Origin of the sequence: Mycobacterium shinjukuense (assembly GCF_010730055.1) — a bacterium.
Taxonomy (GTDB): Bacteria; Actinomycetota; Actinomycetes; order Mycobacteriales; family Mycobacteriaceae; genus Mycobacterium; species Mycobacterium shinjukuense.
The window spans coordinates 364,673-377,733 of record NZ_AP022575.1; the positions used below are offsets into that span (position 1 = coordinate 364,673).

The window sequence follows — 13,061 nt, forward strand, 5'->3', positions numbered from 1 at the left end:
TCAGTGGTTGCTGGACGAATACGGCAGGCTGCTGCCCGAGTTCTCGTCGACCACGACCCGCCCGCCCAGGTACGGGAACGCGCGCTGGGCGCATGAGGTGCGGTTGCAGATCTTGCAACCCGCCCCGATCGGGACCGCCGTGGACGGGTCGTCGAGCACGACCCCGGTGGAGTAGACGAGCTTGTCGGCGTGCTCCAGGTCGCAGCCCAGCCCGATGGCGAAATTCTTGTGCTGGCTCAGATAGCCGAGCCCTTCGGGCGCGGTGGTCTTAGCGACCCAGAAGTAGGACCGGCCGTCGGGCATTTGCGCGACCTGACGCACGATCCGGCCCGGCTGGGCGAAGGCGTCATGCACCACCCACAGCGGGCAGCTGCCGCCGACCCGGCTGAAGTGAAATGCGGTGGCGGACTGCCGTTTTGAGATGTTGCCGGCCCTGTCAGTGCGCACGAAGATGAACGGTATCCCGCGCTGCTGCGGGCGCTGCAGCGTCGACAACCGGTGGCACACGGTCTCGAAGCCCACCCCGAACCGCCGGCCCAACAGATCGATGTCGTAGCGCAATTCCTCTGCGGCGCGGTGGAATTCGCGGTAGGGCAGCAGGAAGGCGCCGGCGAAGTAGTTGGCCAGCCCGATCCGGGCGACGCCGCGGGCTTCGGTGCTGAGCCGGTCATCGGTGGCCACCAGGGCCGAGATCAGGTCTGACTGGCTCAGCAGTGCCAGTTGGGTGGCGACCTGGAAGGCGCGCTGGCCGGGCAGCAACCAGTGGGCGACCCGAAGCACCTTGGTGTCCGGGTGGTAGCGGCGCTTGACGGTGTCGGGTAGCCCGTCGTCGATCACCACGGAGATGCCGAATCGCTCCCGGATCAGCTCGGCCAGCTGGATGTCCAACCCGCCGGGCCGCATCCCGCTCTCGGTGAACATCTGCTCGGCCGCCACGTCGAGCTCGCCGATGTAGTTGTTGCGGTCGTAGAAGAAATCGCGGACCTCTTCGAACGGCATCGGGCGCTCGGGCGGAAGTTCGGTTTCGGCGATCGCACGAGATCGATAGGCCTCCAGCTCCTCGGTGGCCTCGCGCAGCCGGCGGTGCACGGTGACCAGGCCGCGACCGACCTCGGGCATCCGGGCAACGAATTCCTCGATCTGGCCGCGGCTGACCGCATGCTCGGCCGCGGTCTCGGTGAACACGTCGGACAGGTCAGCCACCAGCCGCGCATCGGCGTCGGAAGAGAAGTACTGGGCGGGCAGGTCGAAGCGCTCGGTGAGCGCGAGCAACACCGGCACGGTGATCGGCCGCTGATCGTTCTCCAGCTGGTTGACGTAGCTGGTGGACAAATCCAGGGCGTGGGCCAGCGCGGCCTGGGTCAGCCCCCGTTCGTGGCGCAACCGCCGCAGCCGAGCACCCGAAAACATCTTCGTCACCGGTGACACCCTACCCCCAATCCTATTTACAAGGTTTGCAAACTGTGCCAAGTAAGGACACAAAAATCCACATTTCCAGTCTCTTTCGGTTGGTTTAGGGATTGCATATTGTGCGGATCATGGTGATGCATGCGGTCCGGGCGCGGCGCAGCGCCGATGATTTCCCACGCACCGAACACCTGGCTTACAAGATCGCGCAGGTCGCCGCCGACCCGGTTGCCGTCGAGCCAGAGACCGCGGAGATGGTGTGCAACCGCATCATCGACAACGCCGCCGTCAGCGCCGCAGCCGTGCTGCGCCGACCGGTCACGGTGGCCCGCCACCAGGCGCTGGCGCATCCGGCGCGGCAAGGGGCCAGCGTCTTCGGCGTCACGGGCAGCTATTCCGCGGAATGGGCGGCGTGGGCCAACGGCGTCGCGGTGCGCGAACTCGATTTCCACGACACATTTCTGGCCGCGGACTACTCCCACCCGGGCGACAACATCCCACCGCTGGTGGCGGTCGCCCAGCAGCTGCGCGTGGGCGGCGCTGACCTGATCCGGGGTCTGGCGACCGCCTACGAGGTGCACATCGACCTGGTGCGCGGCATCTGCCTGCACGAGCACAAGATCGACCATGTTGCCCACCTCGGCCCGGCGGTGGCCGCCGGCATCGGGACCATGCTGAGGCTGGACACCGAGACCATCTACCACGCGATCGGCCAGGCCCTGCACCTGACCACCAGCACCCGCCAATCCCGTAAGGGTGCCATCTCCAGCTGGAAGGCGTTCGCCCCGGCACACGCGGGCAAGGTCGGCATCGAGGCGGTCGATCGGGCGATGCGTGGCGAGGGTTCGCCGGCTCCGATCTGGGAGGGCGAGGACGGCGTGATCGCCTGGCTGCTCGGCGGACCCGAGCGCACCTACCAGGTGCCTCTGCCCGGCCCCGGCGAGCCCAAGCGCGCCATTCTGGACAGCTATACCAAGCAGCACTCCGCGGAGTACCAGAGCCAGGCGCCCATCGACTTGGCCCGCCGGCTGCGCGAGCGCATCGGCGACCTGGACCAAATCGCGACGATCGTGCTACACACCAGCCACCACACCCACGTGGTGATCGGAACGGGATCCGGGGACCCACAGAAGTTCGATCCGGACTCGTCACGGGAAACCCTCGACCATTCGCTGCCCTACATCTTCGCGGTGGCGTTGCAGGACGGCAGCTGGCACCACGAGCGTTCCTATGCACCCGAGCGGGCGCACCGGCCCGACACGGTGGCGCTGTGGCACAAGATTTCCACCGTCGAGGATCCCGAATGGACCCGCCGGTATCACTCATCCGATCCGGCGACCAAGGCGTTCGGGGCGCGCGCGGAGGTGACGCTCAAGAGCGGCGAGGTGATCGTCGACGAACTGGCGGTGGCCGATGCGCATCCGCTGGGCGCCCGGCCGTTCGAGCGCAAGCAATACGTGGAGAAGTTCACCGAGCTCGCCGAGGACATCGTGGAACCCGCTGAGCAGCAGCGGTTTCTGTCCACCGTGGACGGTCTGGCCGACCTCGGCGCCGGTGGGTTGGGCGGGCTGAACGTTTTGGTCGATCCGCGGGTGCTGGACAGGGCTCCGGTGATTCCGCCGGGGATCTTCCAATGACCGGGCTGCTCGCGGCGGCCACGCCTGTCGCCGACAAACGCATCGCATTTCGGGCTGGCCTGAGATCCGGTCGGCTGCAACGTCTTCCGGGTGCGTTCTCGCCGCTGGTGGCCAAGGCGATTGCCGAGATCGGGTTTGACGGCGTCTATGTTTCCGGCGCAGCGCTGTCGGCCGACCTCGGGTTGCCCGACATCGGGTTGACAACCCTGACCGAGGTCGCCGCACGCGGCGCCCAAATCGCCGCGGCCACAGACCTGCCGACGCTGATCGATGCGGACACCGGATTCGGCTCGCCGCTGAACGCCGCGCGCACCGTAAGCCTGCTGGAGCAGGCCGGCCTGGCCGGATGTCACCTGGAAGATCAGGTCAACCCGAAGCGCTGCGGTCACCTCGACGGGAAGGCGGTCATCCCCACCGCCGAGATGGTAAGGCGTTTGGGCGCAGCGGTATCCGCGCGGCGCGACGCTAACTTCGTGATCTGCGCCCGCACCGACGCGGCCGGTGTGGAGGGCCTGCCCGCCGCGATCGACCGCGCCCGCGCCTACGCCGATGCGGGTGCCGACATGATCTTCACCGAGGCGCTGGTCGAAGTGGCCGATTTCGAGAAGTTCCGTGCCGCGGTCGATGTCCCACTGCTGGCCAACATGACCGAGTTCGGCAAGTCACCACTGCTGACCGCGCGGCAATTGGGCGACATCGGTTACAACGCCGTCATCTACCCGGTCACCACGTTACGCCTGGCGATGTTCGCCGTCGAGGCAGGCCTTCGTGAAATCGATTCAACGGGAACGCAATCCGGCCTGCTAGAGCGAATGCAGCAGCGCAGCCGGCTTTATCAGCTGCTGCGCTACTCCGACTACGAGGAGGTAATCCATGACCGCGCCCACGGTTGATGCGCAACCCGACATCAAGAAGGGCCTTGCCGGTGTGGTGGTGGACACCACCGCGATTTCCAAGGTGGTCTCGGATACCAATTCGTTGACCTACCGGGGATATCCGGTCCAGGATCTGGCGACGCACTGCAGTTTCGAGCAGGTCGCCTTCCTGCTGTGGCGTGGTGAGTTGCCCACCGATGCCGAGTTGGCGTTGTTTAGCCAGCGGGAACGGGCCAGCCGTCGGGTGGACCGCTCCATGCTGTCGCTGTTGGCCAAGCTGCCAGACAACTGCCACCCGATGGATGTGGTGCGCACCGCGATCAGCTATCTGGGCGCCGAGGACCCAGACGAGGACGACGCCTCGGCCAACCGCGCCAAGGCGCTGCGCATGATGGCCGTGTTGCCCACGATCGTGGCGATCGACATGCGGCGCCGGCGCGGGTTGCCTCCGGTCCCGCCGCACAGCGGGCTAAGCTACGCCGAGAACTTCCTACGCATGTGCTTCGGCGAGGTGCCCGAACCCGCCGTCGTGTCGGCGTTCGAGCAGTCGATGATCCTTTACGCCGAACACGGGTTCAACGCGTCGACGTTCGCCGCCAGGGTGGTGACCTCGACCCAATCCGACATCTACAGCGCGGTGACCGGCGCGATCGGCGCGCTCAAGGGGCGGCTGCATGGCGGCGCGAACGAGGCCGTCATGCACGACATGATCGAGATCGGCGATCCGGCCAACGCGCGGGAGTGGTTGCGCGGCAAGCTCGCCCGCAAGGAGAAGATCATGGGCTTCGGGCATCGGGTGTACCGGAACGGCGACTCCCGGGTGCCGACCATGAAACACGCGTTGGCGCGCGTGGCCGCGGCGCGCGACGGCCAGCGCTGGCTGGATATCTACGACGTCCTCGAGGCCGAAATGCAGGCCGCTACCGGGATCAAGCCCAATCTCGATTTTCCGACCGGTCCCGCGTACTACCTGATGGGATTCGACATCGCCAGCTTCACACCGATCTTCGTGATGAGCAGGATCACCGGCTGGACCGCACACATCATGGAACAGACCGCGGCCAACGCGTTGATCCGGCCACTGAGCGCGTACTCCGGGCGCGAGCAGCGGGCGCTGCCGTAAACCGGCGCACACCAAACGGGGGTTCGATGCCGCCAACCCGAGCACGCACCTAGAACACGTTCTAGTCTTGTGGGCTATGGGATTTCTGCAGCCCCGACTGCCGGATATCGACTTGGCGGAGTGGAGCAAGGGCACCCGCAGCGAGAAGATCCGCCCGATGGCCAGCCACTGGGCCGAGGTGGGCTTCGGCACGCCGGTGGTGCTGCACTTGTGCTACGTCGCCAAGATCCTGCTGTACGTCCTGGTGGGTTGGCTGATCGTGCTGACCACCAAGGGGATCGATGGATTCACCAATGTGGCAGCGTGGTACACCGAGCCGATCGTGTTCCAGAAGGTCGTGCTCTACACGATGCTGTTCGAGGTGGTCGGGTTGGGCTGCGGCTTCGGGCCGCTGAACAACCGGTACTGCCCGCCGATGGGCTCGATTCTGTACTGGATGAGGTTCGGCACCGTCCGGCTGCCGCCGTGGCCGGAGCGTGTCCCGCTGACCAGGGGAACCAAGCGCAAGCCGGTGGACGTCGCGCTGTATGCGCTGCTGCTGGTGCTGTTGCTGTCGGCGCTGTTCACCGGGGGCACCGGCCCGATACCGGAGCTGGGCACCAAGGTCGGGCTGCTGCCCGCGTGGCAGATCGTGCTCATCCTGGTGCTGCTCGGGATGTTGGGCCTGCGCGACAAGGTGATCTTCCTGGCCGCCCGCGGCGAGGTCTATGCCACCTTGACGGTGACCTTCCTGTTCGGCGGTGTCGACATGATCGTGGCCGCCAAGCTGGTGTTCCTGGTGATCTGGATGGGCGCGGCGACGTCGAAGCTCAACAGGCACTTCGCCTTTGTGATATCGACCATGATGTCCAACAACCCGCTGTTGCGGCCGCGGTTCGTCAAGCGGTTGTTCTTCGCGAAGTTCCCCGACGACCTGCGGCCCGGACTGTTGTCGCGGATCGTGGCCCACGTCAGCACTTTCGTCGAGATGTGCGTGCCAGTGGTGATGTTCGTCGCGCACGGCGGCTGGCCAACGGCGGTGGCCGCGACCGCGATGGTGTGCTTTCACCTGGGGATCTTGACGGCGATCCCGATGGGCGTGCCGCTGGAGTGGAACGTGTTCATGATCTTCGGCGTGCTGTCGCTGTTCGTCGGGCATGCCAGCCTCGGCCTAACGGACGTGAAAAACCCTGTGCCGGTCGCGATCCTGATCGCTGTGATCGCGGGCATCGTCATCGTGGGCAACCTGTTCCCGCGCAAGATCTCGTTTTTGCCCGCCATGCGCTATTACGCCGGCAATTGGGACACCACGCTGTGGTGCATCAAGCCCTCCGCCGAGGACAAGATCAACCGGGGCATCGTCGCGATCGCCAGCATGCCGGCCGCGCAGCTGGAGCGCTACTACGGCAAGGGGCGAGCACAGATCCCGATGTACCTCGGATACGCGTTTCGCGCGATGAATACCCATGGCAGGGCGCTGTTTACGCTCGCGCATCGAGCGATGGCGGGCCATGACGAAGACGACTACGTCATCACCGACGGCGAACGGATCTGCAGCACCGCCGTGGGGTGGAATTTCGGCGACGGCCACATGCACAACGAGCAACTGATCGAGGCGATGCAACAGCGCTGCCGCTTCGAACCCGGTGAGGTGCGGGTGGTGCTGCTCGACGCCCAGCCCATCCACCGGCAGACCCAGACATACCGGCTGGTGGACGCGGCGACCGGCGAGTTCGAGCGCGGCTATGTCCGGGTGGCCGACATGGTCACCCGGCAGCCCTGGGACGACGACGTGCCGGTCCAGGTGCTGTCGGAGTAGCCCCGGCGAGCAGACGCAAAAGCCCCCGAAAACACCGGTTTTCGGGGGCTTTTGCGTCTGCTCACCAGGCCTCGCAGGCCTAGGCGCCCGCGCGGCGCCCGCGCGCACCTCCCGCGCCGCGGCGACCATGTTCCGCAGCGACGCGGTCACCTCGTCGACGTTGCGGGTCTTCAGGCCACAGTCGGGGTTGACCCACAGTCGCTCGGCCGGCACGGCGCGCACCGCGGCGCGCAACGAGTCGGCCATCTCCTCAGCGGAGGGCACCCGCGGCGAGTGAATGTCATAGACACCCGGGCCCACGCTGTTGGCGAAGCCGATCGCGTTCAGGTCGTCGAGCACCTCCATGTGTGACCGGGCCGCCTCCAGCGACGTCACGTCGGCGTCCAGGTCGGCGATCGCCCCGATCACCTCACCGAACTCCGAGTAGCACAGGTGGGTGTGGATCTGGGTCGAGTCGGCGACGCCGGAGGTAGCCAACCGGAAGGCCCCAACCGCCCAACGCAAGTACTCCGCCTGATCGGCGCGCCGCAACGGCAGCAGCTCGCGCAGCGCGGGCTCGTCGACCTGGATGATCGCGATTCCCGCGGACTGCAAGTCCACGGTCTCGTCGCGAATGGCCAGCGCCACCTGGTTGGCGGTGTCGGCCAGCGGCTGGTCGTCCCGCACGAACGACCACGCCAGGATGGTGACCGGCCCGGTCAACATGCCCTTCACCGGCTTGTCGGTCAGCGACTGCGCGTAGGTGATCCACTCGACGGTCATCGGGCGGGTGCGGGCCACGTCGCCGTAGAGGATCGGCGGACGCACGCACCGGCTGCCGTAGGACTGCACCCAGCCGTTCTGGGTGGCGAAGAAGCCCTCCAGCTGCTCGGCGAAGTACTGCACCATGTCGTTGCGCTCCGGCTCACCATGCACCAGCACATCCAGCCCGAGTCGCTCCTGCAGCGCGATGACCTCGGCGATCTCGGCCTTCATCCGGCGGACGTACTCGGCCTCGTCGATCTCACCGGCCCGCAGCGCCGCCCGTGCCTTGCGGATCGCGGAGGTCTGCGGGTAGGAGCCGATCGTCGTGGTCGGCAGCGGCGGCAGGTGTAGCCGCGCGTCCTGGCTGGCGCGGCGCCGGGCCGCCTCGCCGCGGTGAGCGCCGGAGGCGACGATCGACTCGATGCGGGCCCGGACCTGCCCGTTGCGCAGGCGCGGATCGCGCTTGCGGGACGCCACCGCGGCGTTGGATGCGGCGATCTCGTCGGCGACCGCGTCTCGCCCGTCGCGCAGCGCGCGTGCCAGCACCACGACCTCGCGCACCTTTTCGGCACCGAACGCCAGCCAGCTGCGCAGGTTGTCGTCCAGCCCGGTTTCCAGGGCCAGCGAGTACGGCACGTGCAGCGTCGAACACGACGTCGACACAGCAACGGCAGCCGCCGAGCCCAGCAGGGTCGCCAGCTTGCTCAGCGCGGCCTCCAGGTCGGTGCGCCAGACGTTGCGCCCGTCGACGACCCCGGCCACCAGCGTCTTGCCGGCCAGCTCAGGTACCCCGGCCACCGCGGTGTGCGCACCGGCCACCAGGTCGACGCCGACCGCCTCGACCGGGGTGCGCGCCAGCGCGGCCAGGGCCGCACCCGGGTCACCAAAGTAGGTGGCGACGAAAAGTGCCGGGCGGTTGGCCAGCGATCCCAGCGCGGTGTACAGGCGCTCGGCCAGCGCGGGCGCGTCCGGCGAGATGTCGGTGACCAGCGCCGGTTCGTCGAGCTGCACCCACGCGGCACCGTTGGCGGCCAGCAGCGACAGCAGCTCGGAGTAGACCGGCACCAGCTCTTCGAGCCGTCCGATGGGTGCGCCCGCACCGTCGACGGCCTTGCTCAGCAACAGGAAGGTGATCGGCCCGATGACGACCGGGCGTGCCGGTATTCCCAGTTCCTGCGCCTCTTTGAGCTCGGCGAGCACCTTGTCGGGGTGCAGCGTGAACCGGGTTGACGGCCCGATTTCGGGAACCAGGTAGTGGTAGTTGGTGTCAAACCATTTCGTCATCTCCAGCGGCGCGATCTGGTCGTTGCCGCGGGCGGCGGCAAAATAGCGGTCCAGGTCGTCGGAGATCTCGGTCACCCGGGGAGGCAGCGCGCCGAGCAGCACCGCGGTGTCGAGCATCTGGTCGTAGTAGGAGAAGGTGTTCACCGGCACCGAGTCCAGACCGGCGGCGGCCAGGTCGGACCAGGTGTCGCGGCGCAGCGTGGCGGCGACGGCCTCCAGGTCGGCTCGGCTGGTGCGCCCGGCCCAGTAGCCCTCGGTGGCGCGCTTGAGTTCGCGGCGCGGGCCGATGCGCGGGGAGCCGGTAATGGTTGCGGTAAACGGTTGAGCGGTCACGTGCTGGTCCTTCAGTCGACGGGGTGGTCACCGCCGGCGGACGTGCAGCCGATCCGATTGAGGTGCACACCCCACCGGTGCACCCCGCAACAGGTACGGCCAAACGCCCATTCCACGAGGCGGTGAGCCGCCGGACGCGGCGCGCCCGGCACAGCTGGCAGGTCTTCGGACTCGCAGGCGCGCACCGGTCGGTGCTCCTAATGGCCGTCGCTTCCCAGTCGCGGGGACCAGTGCCAAAAGACGGCGGTCGTTCCTGCATACCGCTGCGGGACAGTCCCGGATTCTCACAGGGTTCCCTCTCGCGATGCATCGTTGCGTCGCTCGATGCCGGTGCCGCAGCACGCGGCGCCAGCAGACCAGCTGCGAGCACCAGGTTACTCTGCCGCGTTACTCTGCCGCCCGGCTGAGGCGAACCGGCCAGCGACTGGATCCCGACGGCTCCGGGCGGAGGTGTCCCGATCGGGCCCACCGCGATCGTCCTCTTGATGAGATTCGGGAACCGCCCGGATGATGATCGAGACAGGAGGAAAACCATGCCGCAATACGCCGCACTCACCTACACCAGGGACGTCGACTGGTCGGCCCCCGAGCAGGCCGAGGACATGGCCGAATACCAGAAGTTCGGCCAGGACCACGCCGCTGCGATTCGTGGCGGCGCGGCGCTGTACCCGACGGCCACCGCGACGACCGTCCGGGTCCGTGGCGCCCGCGGCGGCGACGTCGTCACCAGCGACGGCCCCTACGCCGAGACCAAGGAGGCCCTGACCGGCTTCTACCTCATCGAAGCCGCCGACCTGGACGAGGCCCTGCGGATCGCCGCCGATATCCCAGCCGCCTGGGATGGCGCTGTCGAGGTGCGTCCCATCATCGACTTCGGTTGAACGCCGAATCCGCGCTCGCTCAGACCGTCCGGATCGAGGGGAGCCGCATCCTGGCGACCCTCGTCCGGTCGGTCGGCTCGCTGCAGATCGCCGAGGACGCGGTGCAGGAAGCCGCGCTCCGCGCGCTGCGGGACTGGCCCCGCAACGGTGTGCCGGACCAGCCCCGCGCCTGGCTGACGGTGACCGCGCGCCGGGCCGCGATCGATTTGCTGCGCCGCGAGGGCGTTCGAGCGCAGAAGGAGCGTGCCAGCATGGAGCTCGCGGCTCCCGACCTGCCGCCCGACAGTGTGGTGGCCGACGACCGGCTGCGGCTGATCTTTACCTGCTGCCACCCGGCGCTCGGACTGGACGCGCAGGTGACCCTGGCGCTGCGCACGCTGTGCGGCCTGTCGCCCGCACAAATCGCGGCGGTGCTGCTGACCAGCGAGGCGGCGGTGGCCAAGCGCCTGACCCGGACCCGGAAGAAGATCGCCCGCGCCGCCATCCCCTACCGGGTGCCGTCCGACGACGAGCTGCCGGCGCGCCTTTCGGCCGTGTGCGCGGTGCTGCACGCGTCCTACACGATCGCGCACAGCGCGTCCGGCGGCGACCGGTTGACCGACGTCGACGGTGCCCGGGAGGCGCTGCGCTTGGCGCGGCTGGTCCACGAGCTGATGCCCGATGAACCATCGCCGATGGCGGTCCTGGCGCTGCTGCTGCTGACCGAATCCCGGCGCGCCGCACGGCTCGACGACACCGGAGATCCGGTGCCGCTGTCCGAGCAGGATCGCTCGTTGTGGGACACCGGCGCGATCGCGGAGGCACTCGATCTGCTCGATGAGTCGCTGCAGCGCACCGGCACGGTCGCCGACCCGTACCAGCTGCAGGCCGCGATCGCCGCCGAGCACGCCCGAGCGGACTCGTACCACACCACCGACTGGGCCGAGATCGTCCGGCTCTACGACTTGCTGCTGTCGGTGCAGCTGAGCGCTCCCGCCGCGCTCGCCCGGGCGGTCGCCGTCGCCGAATCCCAAGGGGCGGCAGCGGGATTGGATGCGCTGGCGCGGATCGCGCCGGATCAGCGCTGGCACGCGGTGCGCGGTGAACTGTTGGCCCGCCAGGGCAAGTTCGCCGAGGCGGTTGCGGAGACGCGAGTATCGCTCACCGATGCGGTCACCGCACCCGAACGGCGACACCGCCAACGGCGCATCGCCGAATGGTCGGCGCGACAAGGTTAGGAGTGCGATGACGACAGTGGACGTGGTGAGCGAGATCGTGATTGCCCGGCCCCGAGATGAAGTTGCGCGCTATGCCTCCGATCCCGACAATGCCACCGCGTGGTATGTCAATATCAAAGCGGTGCAATGGAAATCGCCCAAGCCGTTGGCCGTCGGCGCGCGGTTCGCCTTCACGGCCCGGTTCCCCGGACGCGAGCTGAGTTACACCTACGAGGCGGTAGAACTGGTGCCCGACACGAGATTTGTGATGCGCACCGCGGAGGGGCCGTTCCCGATGGAGACGACCTATCTCTGGGAAGACGGTCCGAACGGTTCGACGACGATGACGTTGCGCAACCGTGGTGAGCCTTCCGGGTTCACCGGAATCGTGGCGCCGGTGTTGACGCTGGCGATCAAGCGTGCCAATCGCAAGGATCTCGCCCGGCTCAAGGCACTCTTGGAAGCCGGGGGCTAGCAACTGCTCAGCTGTTGAAGAAACCCGACTGGTTATCGCCCGAGTTGGCGAACCCCGAGCTGTTGTCGCCCAGGTTCCGCACGCCCGAGCTGTTGTTGCCGGAGTTGGACACTCCGGTATTGAAGGAGCCGGCGTTGAAAATGCCGGTGTTGTTGCTGCCAAAGTTGAGGAAGCCCACGTTGGTGGCGTCGCCCGAGTTACGCGCACCCGAGTTTCCGACGGCTCCCAGGCCCGTGTTGCTGTTCTGGAAGCCGGAGTTACCGTCGCCCGAGTTGAAGAAGCCGGAATTGCCGGTGCCCGAGTGGCCGAAGCCCGAGTTCGGCCCCGGTTGAGTGGCGGTGCTGCCGATGGTGGTGTTCAGGTTGCCCGAGTTGTAGGCGCCGGTGTTGATGTCGCCCGAGTTTCCCCATCCCGTGTTGGTGTCGCCCGAGTTGTAGAAGCCGGTGTTCAGGCTGCCCGAGTTGTGGCTGCCGGTGTTGCCGGCGCCGGAGTTGCCGAAGCCCAGGTTGAAGCTGCCAGCGTTCCCGTTGCCCATGTTCGCGCTGCCGCCGTTCCAGTTGCCGAAGTTGGTGCTGCCGGCGTTCCCGAAGCCGGTGTTGGTGGAGCCCCCATTCCAGAAGCCGGTGTTGGTGGAGCCCGCGTTAAAGGAGCCGAAGTTGTTATCCCCGGAGTTGAAGAAGCCGACGTTGTTGTTGCCGGAGTTGAACCAGCCGATGTTGTTGTTGCCGGAGTTGAACAAGCCCATGTTTCCGACGCCCGAGTTCAGCCCGCCGATGCCGATCATGTTGTTGCCGGTGAGCCCGACACCGATGTTGTTGTTGCCGTTGTTCGCAAAGCCCAGGTTGTTGTTGCCGAGGTTGGCAAAGCCGATGTTGGAGGAGCCGTTGTTTGCATGACCCACGTTGAACGAGCCGTTGTTCGCGGTGCCAAGGTTATAGCTGCCGGCGTTTCCGCTGCCGGCGTTTCCGCTGCCGAAGTTTCCGTAGCCGACGTTGCGGGTGCCGTCGTTTCCGCTGCCCAGGTTGAGGTTGCCGAGGTTTCCGTTCCCGAAGTTGGTGTTGCCGAGGTTGCCATCGCCCATGTTGAAGAAACCGTTGTTTCCGCTGCCCATGTTGGCGTTGCCGATGTTCCCGCTGCCCTGGTTGGCGTTGCCGGTATTCCCGGCGCCGTGATTGACCGAGCCGATGTTTCCGCTGCCCAGGTTGGAGTCGCCGATGTTGCCGATGCCCACGTTGACGGCCGGAAGACCGATCGCGGGGGCGCCCAGCCCGGGGGAGAAGGCCAGGCCGGCCGCGGCCGTCAACGCAA

The 13,061-nt window shown here is 67.2% G+C and carries 8 protein-coding genes, 2 pseudogenes and 1 riboswitch; of the genes and pseudogenes, 7 read left to right on the top strand and 3 right to left on the bottom strand.

Translation table 11 applies throughout. The features are described from left to right. Nucleotides 1–1,410 (bottom strand): short-chain fatty acyl-CoA regulator family protein, encoded by a 1,410-nt coding sequence (locus G6N20_RS01670; protein WP_083049744.1) that lies wholly within the window; start codon nucleotides 1,408–1,410, stop codon nucleotides 1–3. A gap of 128 nt (nucleotides 1,411–1,538) precedes the next feature. Here G6N20_RS01670 and prpD point away from each other — a divergent pair, with 128 nt between their 5' ends. The 4 genes from prpD to G6N20_RS01690 all read left to right on the top strand — a co-directional run bounded on the left by prpD (nucleotide 1,539) and on the right by G6N20_RS01690 (nucleotide 6,840). Then, the gene (prpD, locus tag G6N20_RS01675) at nucleotides 1,539–3,044 is read left to right on the top strand and encodes a 2-methylcitrate dehydratase PrpD (RefSeq protein WP_142272087.1); all 1,506 of its coding nucleotides are present in this window, start codon (nucleotides 1,539–1,541) and stop codon (nucleotides 3,042–3,044) included. Continuing rightward, nucleotides 3,041–3,937 (top strand): methylisocitrate lyase, encoded by an 897-nt coding sequence (gene prpB, locus G6N20_RS01680; RefSeq protein ID WP_083049739.1) that lies wholly within the window; start codon nucleotides 3,041–3,043, stop codon nucleotides 3,935–3,937. Before prpD ends, prpB begins: the two co-directional genes overlap by 4 nt. After that, a complete protein-coding gene (locus G6N20_RS01685; protein ID WP_083049734.1) occupies nucleotides 3,918–5,042 on the top strand; it encodes a bifunctional 2-methylcitrate synthase/citrate synthase in 1,125 nt (374 codons plus the stop codon). The genes prpB and G6N20_RS01685 overlap by 20 nt, the downstream gene beginning before the upstream one ends. Before the next feature lie 76 nt (nucleotides 5,043–5,118). Beyond that, nucleotides 5,119–6,840: a DUF3556 domain-containing protein gene (locus G6N20_RS01690; protein ID WP_083049730.1), complete on the top strand. Its 1,722-nt coding sequence runs from the start codon at nucleotides 5,119–5,121 to the stop codon at nucleotides 6,838–6,840. A 96-nt stretch (nucleotides 6,841–6,936) separates the two neighbouring features. Here the strand turns inward: G6N20_RS01690 and metE are convergent. Further along, nucleotides 6,937–9,216, bottom strand: a pseudogene (metE, locus tag G6N20_RS01695) (5-methyltetrahydropteroyltriglutamate--homocysteine S-methyltransferase); the annotation flags it as partial. A gap of 124 nt (nucleotides 9,217–9,340) precedes the next feature. Continuing rightward, nucleotides 9,341–9,569: riboswitch (cobalamin riboswitch) on the bottom strand. A 165-nt stretch (nucleotides 9,570–9,734) separates the two neighbouring features. Between metE and G6N20_RS01700 the strand changes: the two are divergent. Genes G6N20_RS01700 through G6N20_RS01710 form a run of 3 tightly spaced genes read left to right on the top strand, consistent with a single transcriptional unit; the run spans nucleotide 9,735 to nucleotide 11,753 of the window. Further along, nucleotides 9,735–10,082 carry a YciI family protein gene (locus tag G6N20_RS01700; RefSeq protein WP_083049723.1) on the top strand — a complete coding sequence of 116 codons (348 nt, stop codon included), beginning with the start codon at nucleotides 9,735–9,737 and terminating at the stop codon, nucleotides 10,080–10,082. After that, complete coding sequence (locus G6N20_RS01705) at nucleotides 10,079–11,299, top strand: RNA polymerase sigma factor (protein ID WP_083049721.1); 1,221 nt, start codon at nucleotides 10,079–10,081, stop codon at nucleotides 11,297–11,299. Before G6N20_RS01700 ends, G6N20_RS01705 begins: the two co-directional genes overlap by 4 nt. Nucleotides 11,300–11,306: 7 nt before the next feature. Then, complete coding sequence (locus G6N20_RS01710) at nucleotides 11,307–11,753, top strand: SRPBCC family protein (RefSeq protein ID WP_083049719.1); 447 nt, start codon at nucleotides 11,307–11,309, stop codon at nucleotides 11,751–11,753. Between the two features lie 7 nt (nucleotides 11,754–11,760). Here G6N20_RS01710 and G6N20_RS22380 read toward each other — a convergent pair. Beyond that, nucleotides 11,761–13,017: pseudogene (locus tag G6N20_RS22380) on the bottom strand (beta strand repeat-containing protein); the annotation flags it as partial. Nucleotides 13,018–13,061 lie beyond the last annotated feature (44 nt).

What these genes read in the sequence shown, in the direction of transcription:
- G6N20_RS01670 (WP_083049744.1), bottom strand. Translation starts at nt 1,410, where the DNA reads ATGTTTTCGGGTGCTCGGCTGCGGCGGTTGCGCCACGAACGGGGGCTG.
- prpD (WP_142272087.1), top strand. Translation starts at nt 1,539, where the DNA reads ATGGTGATGCATGCGGTCCGGGCGCGGCGCAGCGCCGATGATTTCCCA.
- prpB (WP_083049739.1), top strand. Translation starts at nt 3,041, where the DNA reads ATGACCGGGCTGCTCGCGGCGGCCACGCCTGTCGCCGACAAACGCATC.
- G6N20_RS01685 (WP_083049734.1), top strand. Translation starts at nt 3,918, where the DNA reads ATGACCGCGCCCACGGTTGATGCGCAACCCGACATCAAGAAGGGCCTT.
- G6N20_RS01690 (WP_083049730.1), top strand. Translation starts at nt 5,119, where the DNA reads ATGGGATTTCTGCAGCCCCGACTGCCGGATATCGACTTGGCGGAGTGG.
- G6N20_RS01700 (WP_083049723.1), top strand. Translation starts at nt 9,735, where the DNA reads ATGCCGCAATACGCCGCACTCACCTACACCAGGGACGTCGACTGGTCG.
- G6N20_RS01710 (WP_083049719.1), top strand. Translation starts at nt 11,307, where the DNA reads ATGACGACAGTGGACGTGGTGAGCGAGATCGTGATTGCCCGGCCCCGA.